Source organism: Candidatus Avelusimicrobium caledoniensis, assembly GCF_902756455.1.
In the GTDB taxonomy this organism is placed as follows: Bacteria; Elusimicrobiota; Elusimicrobia; order Elusimicrobiales; family Elusimicrobiaceae; genus Avelusimicrobium; species Avelusimicrobium caledoniense.
In genome coordinates, this window is record NZ_CACVRB010000030.1 from 1 (window position 1) to 19,483 (window position 19,483).

Consider the following 19,483-nt stretch of genomic DNA (forward strand, 5'->3'; position numbering starts at 1 on the left):
CTTGACATCGTTTTTTTTTTTGCTACATTTTATTTGTTGATAAAAAGGAGGTTGTATGAAAAACAAACAAGCATTTACGCTCATTGAGCTTTTAGTCGTTGTCCTCATCATTGGTATATTAGCGGCGGTCGCGCTACCACAATATCAAATGGCGGTTGCCAAAAGTCATTTTGTACAAGCTAAAACTTTGGCAAATGCTTTGGCGCAAGCGCAACAAGTGTACTATATGAGCAATGGCGAGTATGCACATTCTTATGATGAGTTGGATGTGGATACACCCGCATACATTAGTGAAACAGATGATTTTAGTGCAGGTGTTAATCGTCCGCACCGCAATTTCTCATGGGGGAGTTGCGTTTTATGGCAAACCGGCGGAGTTTCTTGTTATATCATAGAAAGAGGAAAAGGGATGGCCTTTTCCGAAGGGAACGGCGAACAACAATGTATCGGTTATACGACAGACACTTCCCATTTGGTCAATAAAATATGTAAGGCTGAAACGGGACTTACAACCCCTAGCGAGACCGGTAGTGATTATTTGCGTTGGATATATCCGTAAAAAACACCCCGCGGCTGGCGGGGTGTTTTTTGTAAAGTCTTTTCTTATTTCAATGTTTCGTACAGCGGGAATTTCTGTAAGAAAGTTTTTACTTGTTGCGCAATTTGCACCAAATAATTTTCATCCGCGTGATGAGAAAGCGCGTCGTCAATAAATGCGGCGATTTGTTCCATATCTTTTTCTTTCATGCCGCGTGTGGTTACGGCGGGCGTGCCAAGCCGCAAACCGCTTGTGACAAACGGTTTTTCCGGGTCAAACGGAATCGTGTTTTTGTTAGCCGTAATGCCCGCTTTGTCTAACGCGGCTTCGGCCACTTTGCCTGTCATATTTTTGGAACGCAAATCTACGCACATTACGTGGCTGTCCGTGCCGCCCGCCACGAGCCGGTACCCACGCTTTTTAAGCGCATCTGCGAGCGCGGCGGCGTTTAATTTTACTTGATGTTGATACGTCTTAAATTCCGGTTTTAACGCTTCGCCAAAACACACCGCTTTGGCGGCAATTACATGCATTAAAGGCCCGCCTTGCACGCCGGGGAAAACGGCAGAGTCAATGGCTTTGGCTAAATTTTCTTTGCATAAAATCAGCCCGCCGCGCGGACCACGCAAAGTTTTATGTGTCGTCGTGGTAACAACGTCTGCGTACGGCACGGGCGAAGGATATTCTCCGGCGGCAATTAAGCCCGCATAATGCGCCACATCACACGCTAAATACGCACCGCAACTATCGGCTATTTCGCGCAAGCGTTTCCAATCAAACACGCGCGAATAGTTGGACGCGCCCGCTAAAATGAGTTTCGGTTTATGTTCTTGGGCCAATACGGCGGCCTCGTCGTAATCAATTTCTTCGGTATCTTTGCGCACGTTCATCGCAATCATATTGTAGAGTTTGCCGGAAAAATTTAAAGGATGTCCGTGTGTTAAATGTCCGCCGTGCGAAAGGTTTAAACCCAGCACCGTGTCGCCGGGTTTTAACAAGGCAAAATAAACCGCCATATTGGCTTGCGCGCCGGAGTGCGGCTGTACGTTAGCGTGTTCGGCACCGAACAATTTTTTGGCGCGCTCGCGGGCCAATGTTTCCACGATATCCACATATTCGCATCCGCCATAATAGCGTTTGGCGGGGTATCCTTCGGCGTATTTGTTGGTGAGAATAGAACCCTGCGCTTGCATAACGGCCAAAGAGGTAAAATTTTCGGATGCGATGAGCTCAATGCGCTCGCGCTGACGGGCTAATTCTTGGGATACGGCATTAAAAACTTCGGTATCGGTTTTTTGCAAATTCGGGTACATAAATTTCCTCACTTTTTACTATGAAAAATGCGTGTTATTTACTATAATTTACTAAAAGAAGTTAATTTCATCAAGAGGTGTAAAAATGGCTAAACTCACAAAAAAAGACTTCCTCAAAAACACTATCAAACACATTGATTTGAAAAAATACAATGTGGTCCCCATGGTAGAAGCGTTTGAGGGTATGGCCTACGCGTCGCGCGAAGTGGCCAGAGCAAGCAAAATCTATAACATGATGCTTTCCGATAAAAACTGTTCCGTGATTTTGTGTATTGCCGGGTCTTTGGTATCTGCCGGTATGAAAAAAGTAGTGGTGGATATGATTCAAAATAACATGGTAGATGCTATCGTGTCTAACGGGGCCAACATCGTGGACCAAGACTTTTTTGAAGCGCTCGGTTACAAACATTACATCGGCACTCCGTATAACCAAGACGATAATTTACTGCGCGATTTGCATATTGACCGCATCTACGACACCTATATTGACGAAGACCAACTCAAAAATTGCGACGAAACGATCCACAAAATCTGCAATTATTTAGAGCCGCGCCCGTATTCTTCCCGCGAGTTTATTTGGGAAATGGGCAAATGGCTTGAAAAAAATAAAAAAGGTAAAGATTCTATCGTTTACAACGCATATAAACACGGTGTACCGATATTCGTTCCCGCATTTAGCGACTGCTCGGCCGGGTTTGGTTTTGTAGCCCACCAAACCGAACACCCCGGTGCGCACGTGTCTATTGACAGTGCCAAAGATTTTTTGGAACTTACCAAAATCAAAATCAAAGCCAAAGAGACCGGGCTTATGATGTGGTCCGGCGGTGTGCCGAAAAATTTCGCGCAAGATACCGTCGTGGCTGCTGAAATTTTGGGCGCGGAAATTCCGATGCACAAGTATGCCGTGCAAATCACGGTAGCCGACGTGCGTGACGGCGCATTATCGGGATCCACCTTAAAAGAGGCCTCCTCTTGGGGTAAAGTTTCTACCGCCCTTGAACAAATGGTTTACGGCGAATGCACCACGCTTATTCCGCTGATTATCGGTTACGGTTATCACAAAGGCGCGTGGAAAAAACGCAAAGCGTCTAACTATGTAAAATTCTTGCAAGACGAAGACGCTAAAATTGCGAAGTCCCGCAAAAAATAATGCAACTTAAAACCGCGTTTTTAAGTTTCGTTTTACTGCTCTGCCCGTGTGCGCTATGCTACGGGCAGCTCAGTTTTTTGGGTGTAAACGGCGAACGCGGCTACTCAGCCATGCGCGGGCGGTATGTGTGGGATTTGGACAATAATTTTATCCTCGTCCCTTCTTACGAATTTTACCGCTCGTCCGACGATCCGGACGTGGAAAAAACCGGTACAACCCACCGCTACGGTTTGGGAGTTTTGTACGATTTTTCCGATACCTGGCGCGGTTACGTGCGTGTGCTTTATCAACCCTTGGCCGTAAATAACGCAGGCATTAGTTATTATGCCGGCGGCATATGGCAGCCCTTCTATCGCTGGGGGTTTCTGACAGACCCCTTTTTGGAAGCCCGCCTCGGTCGGGCGCACTACCGTATTGAAGATGACGACATTGGCGGGGTCATGGATGGCACCTACCGCCAACGGGAAACAAATGTTCAACTGCGCGCCGGAGCGGCCTTGGGCCCGTGGAACTTGAAAACCGCCTGGCATAAAGTGATACAATATAGTAACGAACCGGACCCGGATATATGGTTTAGTTGGACCGATATTCCCTTTATGACAGCCGTAGTGCAGGGTTTTTTGTATGAAGCGGTGGCGGCCCAGGTTAGCTTTCCGACCCGGTTTCTCACTCCGTACGCTTCGGCGGTACGTTATCGCTATGCGCAGGCCGACTCTTCGGAAACTGCCGTAAGTGCGGGAGTGCGTTTCCATTGGGAACGGACTTCTTTTTCCGGCGGTGTGGAAGTGTTTGAGCCGCGCCGCGAAGAAAGCCGTAGGACGTTTTTTTCTATGTCTGTGGAAATAGATTTTTAACAGAGGCCCGTATGCAACAGATAGATTTACAATGTAACGTAAACGAGAAAACTTTTTCTTGGACGCTGTTTTTAACGCGCGGTATTGTCGCGTTAGTGCTTTTGTATATCACGTGTGGCAGTTTGCTCTATTACCGCGAATTTTTATACAACGCCGCCGCGCTCGGGTGGCCGATTCCCGTACAATTGGGTGTCACGCTTTTATTGGGGCAACTGCTGTTTTGTTTGATGTTACTGCTGGGTTGGTTTACCCGGCTTGTATCGGGGCTGAGCGTACTTTGCATGGGCGCGATCGGTGTTATTTTTTTTGCAGGAGAACTTAACCGTATCTATGTAGCACTTATGCTCTTGCTCGTTACGGCGTTGTTGCCGTCGGTTTTATTAGGGCCGGGCAAGATTAGTTTGGACTACCGGCAGGTTGCCCGCCGTGCAAATAGAATTAACAGAGGTTAATTATGGAAAATTCAACAACTTCCCCCTATATTAGTTTGGCTAACAAATACCGTCCGCAAAAATTTGAAGACATGGTCGGACAGGAAAGTATTTCCAAAACTTTGCAAAATGCGCTCAAATCCGGCCGTATTGCCCACGCCTATTTGTTTTACGGGCCGCGCGGTTGCGGCAAAACGACGACGGCGCGTATTTTAGCCAAAGCCCTTAACTGCACCGGACACGGGGAAGATAAACCGTCGGCCGAGCCGTGCGGCAAATGTCCGCAATGTCTGGAAATTGCCCAAAGCGCCGATATGGACGTGCTAGAGTTGGACGCCGCGAGCAATACAGGCGTAGATAACGTGCGCGAGGTAATTATTGATACTATCTCGCTGGCATCGTCGCGCGATCGTTTTAAAGTGTTTATTTTAGACGAAGTGCATATGCTTTCGGCCGGCTCGTTTAACGCGCTTTTAAAAACGATTGAGGAACCGCCGGCCCATGTTATTTTCATTTTAGCTACGACGGAAAAACACAAAGTGCCTGCCACCATTGTCAGCCGTTGCCAGACGTTCCGTTTCCGTCCGCTCACAACCGACGAAATCACTACACATTTGTTAGATTTATCCGGTGCCGAAAATATAGATTTAACACCCGCGGCGGCTAAAATTATTGCCAAAAACGCCGGCGGTGCGATGCGCGATGCACTGACACTGCTGGACCGCGCGATTGCTTTTTGCGGTAGTCGTATTGACGAGAAAACAGTAGCCGATATGCTAGGGCTTACCCCCGATGAACTGCTCAAGCAAGCGCTTGGTGCGCTCGTGCAAAAAGATAGCCAAGCGTTGCATCAGGTTTTCCAAACGATTCAAACCGAAGGGTTTGATGCCAATTCTTTTCTAAAAGATTTAAAAAATGTACTGGGCGAAGCGTTTTATTTTGTGCTCGGTCAAGGCGATGAGCCGTTTGCCGGTGCTAAAACTGTTTTAGACGGAGTCAGCCCCGGCTTTTTGGCACAACTCTCGCGCAAAATCAACAAACTGTGCGAAGAAGTTAAATTTTCCGATAACGCCCTTATCAGTGCGGAAGTCGGTTCGTTTACCGTAATGGACAGTTGTTTGGATATTTCCGGCTTGGTCAGCCGCTTGGAGGCCTTGGAACGCGGGGAAGCGTTGCCGCCGTCTGCACCTACTTCTCGCGATCCGGTTAGTACGGTTAAACCGGCGTCCCGCCCGACGGCTATGCCCCGCCCGCAAAAAACAGATTTTGTGGCCCCTGCACCTGCAACTAAGTCCGCAGTAGTAGCTACCGAGCCGGAAACGCCCGTTTTGCAAACAGCTATTTCCAATCAAAAGCTATGGGAAAAAATGCTCAAGCATTTTGAAAAAAGCCCGTTTGTTTATGATGTGATGTTAAACAGCACCGTTACGTTTAACGAAACTTCGTGGACGTTGTCTTTCGCACCTGAAAAAGCGTTTTACCAAATTCCTGCGCAAAGCAAACTGGCTGAGTTGGAAAAAGCCGCTTTGGAATTGGGCGGTCGTAAAGTAACGATCCAATTGGCTACGGCTTCTGCTGCTCCCGCAAAGGCGGCTACTAAAGCGGCTACTAAAACAACCACTAAATCGGTAGAGATTTTAGATGAAGAGCCCTTGCCTGTGCCGGAAACATTTGTAGCACCCACCGCGGTTGAAAATGCGCCGGAAGAAGTCAAAGAAGTGCTTACTATGTTTCCCGGGGAATTGCTTGCTTAGGTTATGAAAAGTTTAGACCGTTTCGTCCGTGCGCTTCGTCGGTTACCGGGGGTGGGTCCCCGGCAGGCGGAGCGTTTTGCCGCCTATTTTTTGCGGGCTTCACAAGGGGAAACGGAAGAATTTATCAGCGCGCTTACTTCACTTAAACAAGACGTCAAATTGTGCCCGGTTTGTTTTGCGTATAGTGATTCGCAGCCGTGTGCCATTTGTAGCGACTCCGACCGCGACCATAGTCAAATTTGTGTAGTAGAAGATCCGCAAGATATTGAAGCCATTGAGAAAACCGGCGCGTATAAAGGCACGTATCACGTATTGCACGGGGCCATTTCTCCCATGGACGGACGCAGTGCCGAACATGTCAAAGTGCGCGAACTTTTAGCCCGTGTGCAACAAGCCCAAGAGCCGGTGCGCGAAGTGATTATCGCTACCGACCCGGATAGCGAAGGCGAAACAACGGCTTTATATTTGGCTGATTTATTGCGCGGGCAGGTAGCCCAAATCACACGTATCGGATACGGTGTTCCGTTAGGCGGCGATATTGACTATATGGACGAGATGACGCTGGGGTACTCGCTCAAAGGCCGCACTAAAATTTAATGCATCCCTCTGTGTATAAGCGTCCGTTATTGTGGCTAGTGGCGGCGCTGATTGTCGGACTTACTTTCTTTTATCGTCCCGCTCCCGCTAAGCAGGACGTTTCCCGTTTTATCTCATCACAAGAAGTAACACTTATCGGACAAGTGGTCAGTTTCCCGGTTACAAAAAAAGATAAACAAAATGTGTGGCTAAAAGTGCTGTCCGTTAGCGGCGTTGCTGCTAGCGGGCGCGTGTATGCCCGCATCGGTAATTTTACGCCGCAGTGGAAAGACACCTTGCAACTAACTGGCCGTTTGCAAACGCCGTACAGTGTGCATTTGCCGGGGAATTTTGATTGGCGCGAATATCTGGCGCGCAAGCAAACGTTTGCGGAAATTAAAACAACACAGGCCCAACGCGTAAAACAAGCCGCGTGGCCGTGGCGTGTTATTCGTACGGTGCGCCAAGATATCTTACACACGCTTACTACGTCGTTCCCGCCGGAGTTAGCCCAAATTGCGGGCGGCGTGCTTTTAGGCGAGCGCGGAGATTTCCCGCCGGATTTATATACCGCATTTCAAAATAGCGGTGCAATTCATTTATTAGTAGCGTCCGGCGGTAACGTCGGCTTTGTAACGCTAATCACGTTGGCGGTGGGTATGCTGTTTGGTTTGCGCCGCCGGGCATTACTGGTGTTTGCCTTAGGCACGGCGGGAGCGTACACGCTTATTGCCGGAGCCGATGCACCGCTACTTCGCGCGTATTTGATGGCGGTATGTGCGTGCGCGGGCTATTTTCTGGGCCGTAACAGCGGCGTATTTCAAGGGTTGTTATTGTCGTGTTTGATTATTTTGCTCATTACGCCGTCTGCGGTATTTGATACCGGGTTTCAAATGTCGTTTTTGGCTACGCTGGCCATTGTGATTTGTTTGAATAATTACCGCGTGCCCGGTTCGTGGCCCAAATTAGCGCGTTTTTTCGGGCCGATTTTTCTGGCTACATTGGCTTCGCAACTGGCACTTCTTCCCGTTTTTACCAATGTGTTTTATAAGGTTTCGTTGACGGGGTTGCTGTCTAATATGCTACTTGTGCCATGGGCCTCTTTTTTAATGGGGCTTGGGTTTGCGTATTATGTATTTTCATTACTTCACATAGGGATCGTATTATATTATCCCTATTTGTGGAGTTTGGAAATTTTTGAATTACTGGTCAGGTTTTTTGCGTCGTTTCAATTTTCTTCACTCTCTGCTACGTCGTGGAACGTGGGCAGTATCGTGGCTTATTACGTGGCCTTATTTTGGGTGTTACAACTGCCGCATAAAAATTTTGCAAAGAAACTGGCATTGCCGTGTTTGATAATAGCCGTACTGTTTTTTGGCATTGGGCGCCTGAATCAAAATCGGCCGAAAGTTTATTTATTAAGCGAGTGGAATAACCGCGCGGCGATTGTTCGCATAAACCGGAAAACAGCCCTTGTATTTAACGACGGGCTTGATCAAGAGAAAATAGAGCACGCCTTGTATGCGCTCGGGTTTTCGCAAGCATCGCTTATGCTCCCGTTAGCCGGCGAAGTGATTTTTGATACGATATGGCCGGGCGACAAATTTTCTGTTCCCGGCGGCGAGGTGCGCGCCGGGTGGGAGTTGCGCCAAGCTAAAGGCGGGCACGTGTGGGAAGACACGGGTTATTCGGGCAAACAAAATAGCGGGTTATCGTATTGTGTACAAGCCAAAAAACGGGAAATTTGTATCGGTTCACACGCGCGGTTTTTGGTATTGCCGGACGGGAAAACGGTTTCTTCCGAGCTAAATAATACCGTCAATACAAATTGGTAATTTGCCGTTAGCTGTTTGGTTACCCAGTAAGATTTCGGCAGCGGTTTCTTGAAATTCCGGTGCGGGGCTAAACGTAAATAAAGCCCCTTGCGTGTGTGTCTTTTCCGGCAAGGCCCACGGGCTTGCTAACAGGACCGCTACTGAGGTGCGACAATTTTGTAGGGCCGTTTGCAAGCGCAATTCGTCTTCTTGTTCTAACGCCACACTTCCGCGAAATGCTTTGTAACGGCGCAAACAAACGACCAATAAACAATCGGCTTTTCCTGTAAAAGGGGCTAAGCAAACGCCTGCTTTTTTTAGTGCGTTATATAGCGGTGCGGCGGATGTTTTGCCGTCGGAGCCGATTTCCAAAAAGTGTACCGTTTGCCCGGGCGTAAGCGCGGGTAATGTGCCTAGTAAAACAATTGCTTGCCGGGCGGTACGCCAAACGTAATCGCTTTTGGAAAAAGCGTCTTTTTGTGTGGGACGCGGGCCTGCTTGCCGGGCTTTGTCGCACAAGATGTTTTGTTGTTTTTCGCTACGGGCCAAAATAGTTGCGGGCACTTTTTTCTTTTCCAAAAAATCAATGAGATCGCCGGGATTTTGCGGTACAAGCAAAATGTTTACGCCTGTTTTCAGCGCGCGCCAAGCGGCCTCTTTTTCATCGCCAATGGCTTTCATTAAAAGCGCATCGGTAAGTACACACCCCTTGTAATTTAATTGTTGGCGCAATATATTTTTAGCAATAGCGGGTGAAAGAGAAGCCGGGTTTTCCGGGTCAATTTGAGGCAGTAATAAATGCCCCAGCATTACGCTGTCGGCAAGTGGTAAAAGGTTTTGGAAAGGGACCAATTCGCGCTCAAAAATTTCTTTTTCACTACGTTGCAAAACAGGGAGCGCGACGTGTGAATCGGTAGTCGTGTCGCCGTGCCCGGGGAAGTGTTTTATGCTGTTGAGAGCTCCGCCCTGTGAAAGCCCTTTCATAAACGCGCGGGCCAGCCGGATCACACGTTCGGGGTCTGCCCCAAACGAGCGCGTATTTACAATCGGGTTGAGCGGGTTATTGGCTAAATCTAACACGGGCGCAAACACCCAATCTACCCCCAAACTGCGCGCTTGGCGGGCGGTAATAAGCCCTTTTTCAAACGCTAAATTTTCATCATCGGCCGCCCCCAAGGCCATGTTAGAGGGCAGTAGCGGTGCATCGGGCAGCCAACGCCCCAAGCCGTCCTCGTAATCGGCGGAAATAAGCAAATAATCTAAGGGGGAAACAGCACGCACGGCCGCGGTAAACGCAGCCACTTGCTTGCGCGTGCCGCCATACAAACAAAACCCGCCCACGCCGCGTTTGGCTAAATCCAATGCGTCCTGTAAAGGCGTTTTATCAAACCAAAAACCGGGGTGAACTAAACGCGCAACGTTCATAATGTAATCTTCCCTAAAATAGTTTTTTTGTGCGCGCCGGTAGCGTGCGGACAGTGATTTGTTTTTTTGTGAAGCGCGAGCCACGCAAACAGCGCAAACGCGGCGGCCTCTTTGGCTTGCGGATCTATTTGATAGTCCAATGACGTTGTAATTTTCACGTGCGGCAATGTTTCGCGCAAAAAACGCAGGAGCGTTTTATTAAAGCATCCACCGCCGGAAACAATAAGTTCTTGTTGCTGTTTACGCGGTACAAAACGTGTAAGTTGATTGGCAACGGCGGCCGCGGTAAAATACGTTACGGTGGCTAATAAATCGTTGAGCCGGTTTTTAAATGTAGGCAGAAAATAGCGCATTAAATAATCTTGCCCGAAATCGTTTTTGTCTAAACTTTTAGGTGGCTTTTGTGTAAAGAACGGTTGTTTAAGTAGTTTGTTTGCCAGCATTTTATCCGGTGTGCCTTTGGCGGCTGTTGCACCGTTTTTATCAAACGGTTTGCGCAAAAATTGTTGGGCGCACAAGTCAATAAGCGTATTGCCCGGGCCGATGTCAAAGCCGAACGTCTTTCTGTTTTTTCCAACGAGTGAAAGGTTGGAAATGCCGCCGATGTTTAGCAAAATCTTCGGACTTTTTTGACCCCAGATATATTCATCAAAAAAAGGCATTAAAGGAGCCCCTTGCCCGCCAAGCGCGATGTCTTTGGCGCGAAAATCACTCACTACCGGCACGTTAAAATTTGCCGCTAAAAAACTCGGCTCCCCAATTTGGAGCGTATGCGGTGTGGTAGCGTTAGGGGCGTGTAAAATGGTCTGTCCGTGAGAGCCAATCACACAAATGTCCGACGATGATAAATGAAATTCTTTCAAAAACCGCGCCACTAATTTGCCGTACAATTCACCCAGTTCGTAATTAAGTTCGCTTAGCGGTGCGGCCTTTAATTGGGCTGCGTTTAATAACCGCTCTTGTAATTTTTTAGGATAAGGATAGTTTTTGAAATGCACTATTTTAAACGGGCGTACTCGCACCGCGCAGACGGTAAGTCCGTCGGCACTTGTCCCGCTCATAAGTCCCAATGCTAATTTAGTCATCTAATGCTTTCCCTAAAAATCCGTTCGCGCTTTTTAATTTCTTTTCGGCATTTACGCGCGATAATTTTTTACGGTGCATAACAACCGCTGTTTTTACGTTCCCGCCGGAAGAAACTAATAATTTGGCGGCGGTTTTTTCGCTTACGTGTGCGAGTAAACTAATCAGCCGTACCGCGCGCGCAACCAGTTTTTTATTGGTAGGTTGCACATCCACCATCAAATTGCCGTACGTTTTGCCGCACAAGGCCATCGCGCCCGTGGTAATAGCGTTTAGCGTCATTTTGGTTGCCGTGCCTGCTTTCAGGCGGGTAGATCCGCTTAACGCTTCCGGCCCGGTGGCTAAACAAATATGAATTTCCGCGTGCGCGGTATCGGCATGCGGATTGCACGAAACGAGCGCGGTGTGCGCACCTAATTTTTGCGCTTGTTTCAGCGCTCCCAATACGTAGGGCGTGCGGCCGCTGGCGGTTAGTCCAATTACAAAATCGTTCTTTTTGACGTGTGCGGCAATTTCACGTGCCCCTTGTTTTTCATTATCTTCGGCGCCTTCTTGTGAGCGAAAGACGGCCTTTTCTCCCCCGGCAATAAGCCCGATAATTTCCCCCGGCTTGGTGCCAAAGGTGGGCACACACTCTACCGCTTCCAGGATGCCTAACCGTCCGCTCGTGCCCGCACCGATAAAAATAATTTTGTGTTTGCTCGCATACGTTTGCGCTGCGCAAACAATAGTTGCCGCAATTTGCTTGCCCGCTTTTTTAACCGCACGCGCGGCGTTAAAATCTTCGGCGTTAAACACACGCGCGAGTTGGGCCGGAGTCATCCGGTCCAGTTTTTTTGTTTTCGGATTTATTTGTTCGGTTGGCGAAATCATTTTTGCTTAAATTGTTTTTCTGTTTCTTCCAAGGTTTTAATTTTAGCGCATAGCGGAACAACCGCAAAAGATAATAAACTGATAAATGCAGTTACCCAGAAGAATTTTTCATACCCAAGCGCCATTTGCATTTTGCCCGATATCATAGACGGTACCATCATCCCTAACGCCATAATGCCTGTGGAAATAGCATAGTGCGACGTTTTGTATTTGCCTTGCGAAACGTACATGATAAATACGGTTAGTGCCATCATGGCCAGCCCGTAGCCGAAATTTTCAAGCGTAATCAAAGCCGCCACCACGGTCAGCCCCGGTTTGGCTACGGCGAGGTATATGTAAAAAAAGTTCGGCAAGACAAGCGAGCACGCAAACGGCCAAATACACTTTTTAAAACCGTATTTGCCCAAGAGCCATCCGCCAAGTAAGTTGCCTGCGATAATGCCACCAAGCCCTAACGTGCCTTTAATCAGCCCGTAATTTTGCATAGAGAGTCCGAGTGCGCCTTCGCTAACGGGTTTAAGTAGGAATAGCGGAACAACTTTTTCCAGCAACGCTTCGCCGAAGCGGTAAATCAAAATAAACAGCAAAATATACAAAATATTTTGTTGGGTAAAGTACGAGGCAAACGCCTCTTTCCACGCCGTTGTTTGTGGGGTGGCGGCGGGTTTGTCGTCTTGCGGTTTGGGCAAGATGTGTAAGTGAAACGCGGCAAACGCCAAAAACAAAAGACCTAAAAAGCCAAATAAACATACCCAGTTATACGGTTTGGGGGCCAGGCCTTTTTCGGCTAAGGCACCGGTAGCGGATATTAAAATGCCGCTGCCTAAAATCATCGCTAAACGGTAAAAAATTGTACGGATGCCGACGAAATGTCCTTGGTCTTGCGGGGTCAGCGCAAGCAGGTAATATCCGTCGGTAGCAATATCCAACGTGGCGGACGCAAATGCACCGAAAAAGAACCCGAATAATGTTAGGGTAAAGGTGGTTTGCAAGCCGGTTTGCTCGGCAAATGCAAACGCTTGGAACATCAGCACGGCGGCAATCAGCAAGAACACGGCCGCCAAAACTGTTTGCGCGCCTAACAGCCAACGCCGTTTGGTGCTGCGGGCATCCACCAAGGGGCTCCAAAACATTTTTAAAATCCACGGCAGATACAGCCACCCGGTCCACAAGGTAATTTGGTCGTTGGGCAAACCTAAGTCTGCATACAATAACACGGACACCACATTGATAATGATGTACGGGAAACCTTCGGCTAAATACAACGTGGGGATAAAACCCCAAGGGGAAGTGATTTTGTTCATAATTATTTAAAGGCGTATTTCCCGGCTAACAAATTAGCCAACGGGCGGGTGGTTTCGTTTTTCTCAAACAACATTTTGATAATGGCCGTTAACGGTACGGCGAGTAAGGCCCCCATAATACCCCAAACAAGCGCCCAGAAAATTAAACACGCAAGCACGATGATAGGGTCTAAGTCCATACCCTTGCCAAGCCATTTTGTTTCTAAAATGTTGCCGATCACAAAGTGAATAGCGGTTAGCAAACAAAGCGCGAGCGCGATGTGCCAATCAAATCCGTATTGCAAAAATAATACAGGTAACGGCAAGGCCGTGGCGATAAACGGCCCGACGTTGGGAATGAAATTAAGCACAAATGTTAGCACCGCTAACATGGAGGCCAACTCTGTTTTGATGGTGGCTAATACTACCCATGTACAAAGCGCCGCTAAAAGCGAAACGAAAATTTTAATCAGCAAGTAAAACGAGATTTGTTGTTGGATCGTACCGACGATAGATACTTTGTCTTCGGCGGCTTTACCCATAAAGATAAAGATAACAAACAGCGTAATCAGCATTAAATTGGTGATGATAGACATTAGCATACTACCTAAACTTTTTACAAAGTTAAACACCGGCAATTTCGCGGCGGTTTCCAAGGCAAATTGGGCATTGATGTTGACCCCGTATTTTTGTGCGTGGCTTAAAAACCAATCCAACGTATCGTTTAAGCGGTCGGCATACGTGTCAGCTCCGTTTACGAAACTTTCAATGGAGTTGGAGATAAACAAAACAGACGTAACAATCAGTGCCAAAAACGCCGCTAAGCTGATAATCAACCCCAACGTATACGGCACGTGCCAATTTTGTTTCATTTTGTTAGCCAATGTGCCGGCTACCATGGAAATAAAAAGCGCGATTACAAACGGCATTAAAATACTTTTGGTGTAGACCAGTACGGCCGTGGCGGCTGTGCCGGCTAGAATCATTAAACAAATGTTATTGATAGGGGCTAATTTTTCAGCAGTAGATTTAAGCATAGTTTTCTCCTATTTTCAGTATAGCATAAAACCCCCTTGCCCGTGCACCAAGCACCCCGGCAAGCCCCACGAAAGCACCGTTTATGAAATTCCCTATTGCTAAAATATCGCATTAAAAGCAAACAGAGGTTTTAGGCCTCACGCCTGCCCCCGGCAAGGGGGTTGTTGCGTTGCAAAGCAACAGTGCAAAAACAGTGTGGCTACAATTAAGCGGAAGTTGACTCCCAAAATGCCTGCCCCCGGCAAGGGGGTTGACATCGTTTTTTTTTTTTTGCTACATTTTATTTAATGAAACAAAGGAGGAGTTTTATGGAAAAGGAAAGATGTTTTAAAGCCGTTGTAAATCAAATTAAGATGTTATTTGGCGCAACCCACCACTCGTCATCCCGCAGTGTTTCTATGCGGGATATAGTGGTGGGTTTCTTTAACGCCCCGTTATATCCCGGATTACAAATTTCCGGGATGACGAACGGGGCGCGGATTACAAATTTCCGGGATGACGAACGGGGCGAGCGGTTTTACGCTCATTGAACTATTAGTGGTTGTCCTTATCATCGGTATATTGGCGGCGGCCGCGCTCCCGCAGTATCAAGTAGCCGTTGCTAAAAGCCGCTTGGCGGCTATCAAGCCGCTACTGGCCGATTTAAAGGCGGCGGAAGAGGTGTACTACATGGCAAACGGACGATATACGGCAAGTGATACGGAATTGGACCTATCTATTGCCGATACGTTACATTCGCGCAGTAACGGAAAGTTGACGGATTTGTTTTATGTAAATTTGTTGGGAAATGCGGTTAGTTCCGCGTATGTTTATGTGTACTATTGTCCACGTACAGGTGCGGCAGATGCAACGGCCTGTTCAAATCAATTGGAGTTTAGATATATGGTTTGGTTTGAACATTCCGCAAAACCCAACGCCGTAGATTGCGTAGGATATACCGATTTGGGACGGAAAGTGTGCAAGACAGCCGTACAATAATAAGATTTCACTTTTTGCCTGTACGGAAAGCCATGGCAAGGGCTTACAGTATCATCATGCTGTCGCCAAACGAGTAGAAACGGTATTTCTTTTCTACCGCTTGCAAGTACGCCTCGTAGATAAAATCTTCTCCGGCAAAGGCACTTGTCATGCACAAAGGCGTGGAGTCCGGGAAGTGGAAGTTGGTAATCAAGCAATCAATCGCTTTAAATTTGTAGCCGGGATAGATAAACAGGTCCGTCCACTTTTTCCCGGCGTGAGTAATATGATTTTCGTCCGTGAAACTTTCCAGTGTGCGCGTGCTGGTTGTGCCGCACGAGAAAACACGCTTGCCGTTTGCGCGAACTTCGTTTAAAATGTTTGCCGTTTCTTCATTTACTTCGCCCAGCTCCGCCAGCATTTTATGCTCTTGCGGCTCGCCGCGAAGCGGCTTAAAAGTGCCCCACCCTACGTGCAACGTAATGTAGCAGATGTGCACGCCTTTATCTTTTAGTTTTTGTAAAAGTTCCGGCGTAAAATGAAATCCCGCCGTCGGAGCGGCGATAGAGCCCTTGTATTTTGCATAGACGGTTTGGTAGCGTTCTTTATCGGTTTCAATGCTTGCGCTCATGCCGCTATGTTTGCGCGCTTTTTCAATATATTGCGGCAAAGGCATGAGCCCGTGTGCATCGCAAAACGGCAAAATATCATCTTGGTTAAATTCTAAAATGGCTTCGTTGGCGTCGGTTTTGCCGAGCACTTTGGCAGTTAAACCGTCGCCAAAATCAAGCGTGATGCCCTCTTTATAATCACGTGTTAAAACGGCCCACGTGCGCGAATTTGTCGTCGGGCGTACCAATAATACTTCTACCTTGCCGCCGGTAGGTTTGTGAGCGAAAAGCTTAGCGGGAAAAACTTTTGTGTTATTGATGACCAACGCGTCGCCGGGGTTAAAATACTCATGGATGTCGCGGAAAATGCGGTGTTCAATGGTGTGCGTGTCACGGTGCAGTACCATTTGGCGCGAACTGTCGCGCGGGGTAGCGGGTTGTTTTGCAATCAACGGGTCAAGGTCTAGCTTTTTAAATCGTTCAAATGCCATATTTATTTTTTTATGGTGGTGATTTTGGCACCGGGATAATAATTCTTTAAAATCTGTTCGTAATTTTTTCCGGCTTTGGCCATGCCGTTAGCACCGTCTTGGCACATGCCGATACCGTGTCCGTAGCCGTGCCCGGCGGCGTGTAAGGTTTTGCCGCTTAGTTGCAGTTTGGTGAGTTTACAACTTCTCAGGCCTACGGCCAAACGGAAATTATTACACGCAATGGTTTTAGTGCCTTTAGAGGTGTGGACGGTTAATTTAGTGGCGCGTCCGGTAGAGGTGCGGTGTGCTACTTTTACACTTTTTACACTGCCCGGCAGGCCGATACCGTGCACGTACGAACTTACTTTGGCGTACGGGATATCTTGTTTAAACGAGTAACTTTTAGAATGAGAATCGTACGCGCACGAAGCTCCGCCCAGCGGTTTAATAGATTTAGCGTGCGTGTTCCAACTGGTTACGTCGTCGGTGCCGCCGCCGCAGTTGCCATGGTAATAGGTGTAAAAGAGTTGATCGTTGTACGTGAGCACTTTGTTTTTAGTGGCGTCCACGGCCTCTTTGACGGACGGATATTGTTTGCCGCCGCCTTTATACATTTGACTGCGCACATCGCTGTATAAATCAAAGTATTTGTTTTTACTGTGTTCCAAGGTTTTAAGCGTGTAGGTACGTGCGGCCACCGCTTGTGCTTTTAACGCTTCTATTGGCCAAGAGTAACTCATTTCGTAGGGAAGTACGCCGTAGAGGTAGTTTTCCAAATCTACGTGTTCTACGAGAATAAAGGTGTGTTGGACCGGCACGATTACCAATTTGCCCGCGTAACTATTTGCGTTCCAAGTAAGCAGGGTGTCTTTGGCGGGTTCAATAATAATAGGTTGGTTGCTTTTAAGCGTGCCGACTTGTACTTGCCCGTTTCCGGCAAAGCGGACGGTCAGCGTGCCGCCGGCGGATACTTTATATTTCTTTTCTAAATCTTGCGTGTAAATATAGACGCGGCCCGAGTGTTTAATTTCGGCGGTTGATTGGTTGTCAGCCAGCAACACGCGCACGATTTTGAGTGCTTGTGCCGATGACGATTGATCCGGCGCGGGAGCTTGGGCGGGGGCTTCGTTTTCCTCTTTAGGTAAGACGAGTTCTGTGGATGCGGTAACGGCTTGCGTAGCGGGTGCGGGCGTTTGTTTGGGGGCGGTTTGCGTTTTGCGTGCTGACGGCACGGCACACGCTATGCTCATGCCAAGCACGCAGAATAATGCCCCAAAACGTATGAGATGAGTTGCTTTCATATACGGTTATTCCTACGTCTAAAATAACAAATCGGTTTGTTGTTGGCGGCCCAAATGTTCGTAGGCCTTGCGCGTGGCAACGCGTCCGCGCGGCGTGCGGGCAATAAACCCGGCTTTGATTAAAAACGGTTCAATAACATCGGTCAGCGTATCAATAGATTCAGAAACCGCAATGGCTAAATTTTCCACACCCACCGGGCCGCCGGAAAAGCGGTCAATGAGGGCTTCTAAAATGCGTTTATCCACGCTGTCTAATCCCTCGGCGTCAATGTCTAACGAGTCCATGGCGTTTTGAGCGATTTCTTGTGTGATGATGCCTTGTCCTTTGACTTGTGCAAAATCGCGTGCGCGGCGCAGTAAGCGGTTGGCAATACGCGGCGTGCCGCGCGAGCGTTTGGCCAGTTCGGTGAGCCCCTCGCGCTCGGCGGCGATGTTTAATAAGCGCGCGGAGCGTTCCAAGATGTCGGTAATTTCCGGCGTTTCGTAAAAGCCGAGGTTAAATACAATACCAAAGCGGTCGCGTAGCGGCCCGGTCAGCAGGCCTGAGCGCGTAGTCGCGCCGACGAGCGTAAAACGCGGCACGGCTAGTTTTAAGGTGGTACTGCCTGCGCCTTTGCCGGTATTAATAAAGAACGTAAAATCTTCCATGGCCGGGTATAAGGCCTCTTCTACGGCGGGGTTTAAACGGTGGATTTCATCAATAAACAAGATGTCCCCTTCGGCCAGTTCGGTAGTGAGCATGGCGGCTAAATCGCCGGGGCGTGCAAGTACCGGGCCGGACGTTACTTTGATATTGACACCCATTTCGTGTGCCAAAATGTTGGCAAGCGTGGTTTTTCCTAAACCGGGCGGCGCATAAAATAAGCAATGATCTAGCGCCTCTTTGCGGGTTTTAGCGGCTTTGATAAAAATGCGCAAATTGTCTTTGAGTTTATCCTGTCCAACAAATTCGTCCAACGTCGCTGGGCGAAGCGCGGCCTCCAACCCGGCAGACTCGTCGGGCAGTTGGGTAACGTCTAACATTTCGTTTTGGTTGCTCATTTTTTCAATACCCGCAGGGCCTCTTTAATAATGGTTTCAATTTTTTCGTTCGGGCCGATACCTTGTGTATGGAGTGTGTCTAACGCGCGGCGCGCTTCGGCGGCGGAATAACCCAGCGCGCCTAACGCTTCTAACACGTTAGACAGATAGGTCGGTTCGTCCAACACTTTAATTTTGCTTTCGCCTTGCACGGTAACGGCGTCCATTTTATCTTTGAGTGAGTTAATCAGTTTTTCGGCTGTTTTGGACGTAAACCCGAAAATACCTGTCAAAATTTTAGGATCACGCTGCAAAATAGCTTGGTGGAAATCAGCCACCGAGCGCAACGCTTTATTTAAAAATTCCATGGCTTTTTTAGGCCCCGTATTGGGGATAGCGGTTTTAAACAAAAGCCATAAATCTTTGTCCTCTTTATGGGTAAAACCGTAAAGCACTGTGCCGTCGTAGGGCGAGATAGATTCCGCCACATACAGCGCGGTTTCTTGCCCGGCGGTTAATTCTTGTGCGCTGGGGCGCGCGAGGTTGACTTCATACCCCACGCCGCCGCACAAAATAACGGCACCGTCTTCACTTACTTCTAAAATTTTACCTTGCAGATAGGCAATCATATTTTCATTGTAGCATAATACGACTTATTTTTTGAGGTTGTTTTGACGGGCGGCGAGCACCCCGGAAAGACTAACGAAAGCACCGTTTATGAAATTCCCTATTGCTAAAACATCGCATTAAAAGCGAACAGAGGTTCTGGGCCTTCTGCCTGCCCCCGGCAAAAACAACGAAAGCACCGTCTATGAAATTCCCTATTGCTAAAATATCGCATTAAAAGCAAATAGAGGTTTTAGGCCTCATGCCTGCCCCCGGCAAGGGGGTTTTCTGTATATATTTTTCTCTCGCTCGTCATCCCGCAGGGTTTCTATGCGGGATATAGCGAGAGAAAAATAAAAACTTGACATCGTTTTTTTTTTTGC

Annotated in this window: 19 protein-coding genes; 9 read left to right on the forward strand and 10 right to left on the reverse strand. The window is 48.1% G+C overall.

All coding sequences use genetic code 11. From position 1 onward, the window contains the following. Positions 1-55: 55 nt before the first annotated feature. Complete coding sequence (locus ACQY2W_RS06700; RefSeq protein WP_428050642.1) at positions 56-559, forward strand: type IV pilin protein; 504 nt, start codon at positions 56-58, stop codon at positions 557-559. A 44-nt stretch (positions 560-603) separates the two neighbouring features. Here the strand turns inward: ACQY2W_RS06700 and glyA are convergent, their stop codons facing one another. Continuing rightward, positions 604-1,851, reverse strand: coding sequence for a serine hydroxymethyltransferase (gene glyA / locus ACQY2W_RS06705; protein WP_428050644.1), 1,248 nt, complete (start codon positions 1,849-1,851; stop codon positions 604-606). Positions 1,852-1,936: 85 nt separating this feature from the next. Here glyA and ACQY2W_RS06710 point away from each other — a divergent pair, with 85 nt between their 5' ends. Genes ACQY2W_RS06710 through ACQY2W_RS06735 form a run of 6 tightly spaced genes read left to right on the forward strand, consistent with a single transcriptional unit; the run spans position 1,937 to position 8,451 of the window. Then, positions 1,937-3,001, forward strand: coding sequence for a 1,9-bis(guanidino)-5-aza-nonane synthase (locus ACQY2W_RS06710; protein ID WP_428050646.1), 1,065 nt, complete (start codon positions 1,937-1,939; stop codon positions 2,999-3,001). Continuing rightward, on the forward strand, positions 3,001-3,855 hold the full coding sequence (locus ACQY2W_RS06715; RefSeq protein ID WP_428050648.1) for a hypothetical protein: 855 nt from the start codon (positions 3,001-3,003) through the stop codon (positions 3,853-3,855). The genes ACQY2W_RS06710 and ACQY2W_RS06715 overlap by 1 nt, the downstream gene beginning before the upstream one ends. Before the next feature lie 11 nt (positions 3,856-3,866). Beyond that, positions 3,867-4,307, forward strand: coding sequence for a hypothetical protein (locus ACQY2W_RS06720; RefSeq protein ID WP_428050650.1), 441 nt, complete (start codon positions 3,867-3,869; stop codon positions 4,305-4,307). A gap of 2 nt (positions 4,308-4,309) precedes the next feature. Further along, positions 4,310-6,040 carry a DNA polymerase III subunit gamma/tau gene (gene dnaX / locus ACQY2W_RS06725; protein ID WP_428050652.1) on the forward strand — a complete coding sequence of 577 codons (1,731 nt, stop codon included), beginning with the start codon at positions 4,310-4,312 and terminating at the stop codon, positions 6,038-6,040. 3 nt (positions 6,041-6,043) lie between these two features. Beyond that, positions 6,044-6,637: a recombination mediator RecR gene (gene recR, locus ACQY2W_RS06730; RefSeq protein WP_428050654.1), complete on the forward strand. Its 594-nt coding sequence runs from the start codon at positions 6,044-6,046 to the stop codon at positions 6,635-6,637. After that, positions 6,637-8,451: a ComEC/Rec2 family competence protein gene (locus ACQY2W_RS06735; protein ID WP_428050656.1), complete on the forward strand. Its 1,815-nt coding sequence runs from the start codon at positions 6,637-6,639 to the stop codon at positions 8,449-8,451. The genes recR and ACQY2W_RS06735 overlap by 1 nt, the downstream gene beginning before the upstream one ends. Here the strand turns inward: ACQY2W_RS06735 and ACQY2W_RS06740 are convergent. From ACQY2W_RS06740 to ACQY2W_RS06760, 5 genes are read right to left on the reverse strand one after another with little or no spacing between them, the layout of a single operon-like run. Next, positions 8,422-9,855: a glycoside hydrolase family 3 N-terminal domain-containing protein gene (locus ACQY2W_RS06740; RefSeq protein ID WP_428050658.1), complete on the reverse strand. Its 1,434-nt coding sequence runs from the start codon at positions 9,853-9,855 to the stop codon at positions 8,422-8,424. The genes ACQY2W_RS06735 and ACQY2W_RS06740 overlap by 30 nt on opposite strands. Continuing rightward, the gene (locus ACQY2W_RS06745; protein ID WP_428050660.1) at positions 9,852-10,940 is read right to left on the reverse strand and encodes an anhydro-N-acetylmuramic acid kinase; all 1,089 of its coding nucleotides are present in this window, start codon (positions 10,938-10,940) and stop codon (positions 9,852-9,854) included. Before ACQY2W_RS06745 ends, ACQY2W_RS06740 begins: the two co-directional genes overlap by 4 nt. Then, a complete protein-coding gene (murQ, locus tag ACQY2W_RS06750; protein WP_428050662.1) occupies positions 10,933-11,811 on the reverse strand; it encodes an N-acetylmuramic acid 6-phosphate etherase in 879 nt (292 codons plus the stop codon). Before murQ ends, ACQY2W_RS06745 begins: the two co-directional genes overlap by 8 nt. Continuing rightward, positions 11,808-13,115 carry an MFS transporter gene (locus ACQY2W_RS06755; protein ID WP_428050664.1) on the reverse strand — a complete coding sequence of 436 codons (1,308 nt, stop codon included), beginning with the start codon at positions 13,113-13,115 and terminating at the stop codon, positions 11,808-11,810. Before ACQY2W_RS06755 ends, murQ begins: the two co-directional genes overlap by 4 nt. 2 nt (positions 13,116-13,117) lie before the next feature. Next, positions 13,118-14,131: an AI-2E family transporter gene (locus tag ACQY2W_RS06760; RefSeq protein ID WP_428050666.1), complete on the reverse strand. Its 1,014-nt coding sequence runs from the start codon at positions 14,129-14,131 to the stop codon at positions 13,118-13,120. Positions 14,132-14,440: 309 nt separating this feature from the next. Between ACQY2W_RS06760 and ACQY2W_RS06765 the strand changes: the two genes are divergently transcribed. Together ACQY2W_RS06765 and ACQY2W_RS06770 are read left to right on the forward strand one after the other, a co-directional pair. Further along, positions 14,441-14,662 (forward strand): hypothetical protein, encoded by a 222-nt coding sequence (locus ACQY2W_RS06765; protein WP_428050668.1) that lies wholly within the window; start codon positions 14,441-14,443, stop codon positions 14,660-14,662. Further along, complete coding sequence (locus ACQY2W_RS06770) at positions 14,628-15,110, forward strand: type IV pilin protein (RefSeq protein WP_428050670.1); 483 nt, start codon at positions 14,628-14,630, stop codon at positions 15,108-15,110. Before ACQY2W_RS06765 ends, ACQY2W_RS06770 begins: the two co-directional genes overlap by 35 nt. A 43-nt stretch (positions 15,111-15,153) precedes the next feature. Here ACQY2W_RS06770 and queA read toward each other — a convergent pair whose 3' ends face one another. Genes queA through ruvA form a run of 4 tightly spaced genes read right to left on the reverse strand, consistent with a single transcriptional unit; the run spans position 15,154 to position 19,123 of the window. Continuing rightward, positions 15,154-16,191 carry a tRNA preQ1(34) S-adenosylmethionine ribosyltransferase-isomerase QueA gene (gene queA / locus ACQY2W_RS06775; protein WP_428050672.1) on the reverse strand — a complete coding sequence of 346 codons (1,038 nt, stop codon included), beginning with the start codon at positions 16,189-16,191 and terminating at the stop codon, positions 15,154-15,156. A gap of 2 nt (positions 16,192-16,193) precedes the next feature. After that, the gene (locus ACQY2W_RS06780) at positions 16,194-17,474 is read right to left on the reverse strand and encodes a SpoIID/LytB domain-containing protein (protein ID WP_428050674.1); all 1,281 of its coding nucleotides are present in this window, start codon (positions 17,472-17,474) and stop codon (positions 16,194-16,196) included. 18 nt (positions 17,475-17,492) lie between these two features. Next, a complete protein-coding gene (gene ruvB, locus ACQY2W_RS06785) occupies positions 17,493-18,515 on the reverse strand; it encodes a Holliday junction branch migration DNA helicase RuvB (RefSeq protein ID WP_428050676.1) in 1,023 nt (340 codons plus the stop codon). Beyond that, positions 18,512-19,123, reverse strand: a complete 612-nt coding sequence (ruvA, locus tag ACQY2W_RS06790) for a Holliday junction branch migration protein RuvA (RefSeq protein WP_428050678.1) — start codon at positions 19,121-19,123, stop codon at positions 18,512-18,514. Before ruvA ends, ruvB begins: the two co-directional genes overlap by 4 nt. Positions 19,124-19,483 lie beyond the last annotated feature (360 nt).

Excerpts from the sequence above, each read along its gene's own strand:
- ACQY2W_RS06700 (WP_428050642.1), top strand. The coding sequence starts at position 56 with ATGAAAAACAAACAAGCATTTACGCTCATTGAGCTTTTAGTCGTTGTC.
- glyA (WP_428050644.1), bottom strand. The coding sequence starts at position 1,851 with ATGTACCCGAATTTGCAAAAAACCGATACCGAAGTTTTTAATGCCGTA.
- ACQY2W_RS06710 (WP_428050646.1), top strand. The coding sequence starts at position 1,937 with ATGGCTAAACTCACAAAAAAAGACTTCCTCAAAAACACTATCAAACAC.
- ACQY2W_RS06715 (WP_428050648.1), top strand. The coding sequence starts at position 3,001 with ATGCAACTTAAAACCGCGTTTTTAAGTTTCGTTTTACTGCTCTGCCCG.
- ACQY2W_RS06720 (WP_428050650.1), top strand. The coding sequence starts at position 3,867 with ATGCAACAGATAGATTTACAATGTAACGTAAACGAGAAAACTTTTTCT.
- dnaX (WP_428050652.1), top strand. The coding sequence starts at position 4,310 with ATGGAAAATTCAACAACTTCCCCCTATATTAGTTTGGCTAACAAATAC.
- recR (WP_428050654.1), top strand. The coding sequence starts at position 6,044 with ATGAAAAGTTTAGACCGTTTCGTCCGTGCGCTTCGTCGGTTACCGGGG.
- ACQY2W_RS06735 (WP_428050656.1), top strand. The coding sequence starts at position 6,637 with ATGCATCCCTCTGTGTATAAGCGTCCGTTATTGTGGCTAGTGGCGGCG.
- ACQY2W_RS06740 (WP_428050658.1), bottom strand. The coding sequence starts at position 9,855 with ATGAACGTTGCGCGTTTAGTTCACCCCGGTTTTTGGTTTGATAAAACG.
- ACQY2W_RS06745 (WP_428050660.1), bottom strand. The coding sequence starts at position 10,940 with ATGACTAAATTAGCATTGGGACTTATGAGCGGGACAAGTGCCGACGGA.
- murQ (WP_428050662.1), bottom strand. The coding sequence starts at position 11,811 with ATGATTTCGCCAACCGAACAAATAAATCCGAAAACAAAAAAACTGGAC.
- ACQY2W_RS06755 (WP_428050664.1), bottom strand. The coding sequence starts at position 13,115 with ATGAACAAAATCACTTCCCCTTGGGGTTTTATCCCCACGTTGTATTTA.
- ACQY2W_RS06760 (WP_428050666.1), bottom strand. The coding sequence starts at position 14,131 with ATGCTTAAATCTACTGCTGAAAAATTAGCCCCTATCAATAACATTTGT.
- ACQY2W_RS06765 (WP_428050668.1), top strand. The coding sequence starts at position 14,441 with ATGGAAAAGGAAAGATGTTTTAAAGCCGTTGTAAATCAAATTAAGATG.
- ACQY2W_RS06770 (WP_428050670.1), top strand. The coding sequence starts at position 14,628 with ATGACGAACGGGGCGAGCGGTTTTACGCTCATTGAACTATTAGTGGTT.
- queA (WP_428050672.1), bottom strand. The coding sequence starts at position 16,191 with ATGGCATTTGAACGATTTAAAAAGCTAGACCTTGACCCGTTGATTGCA.
- ACQY2W_RS06780 (WP_428050674.1), bottom strand. The coding sequence starts at position 17,474 with ATGAAAGCAACTCATCTCATACGTTTTGGGGCATTATTCTGCGTGCTT.
- ruvB (WP_428050676.1), bottom strand. The coding sequence starts at position 18,515 with ATGAGCAACCAAAACGAAATGTTAGACGTTACCCAACTGCCCGACGAG.
- ruvA (WP_428050678.1), bottom strand. The coding sequence starts at position 19,123 with ATGATTGCCTATCTGCAAGGTAAAATTTTAGAAGTAAGTGAAGACGGT.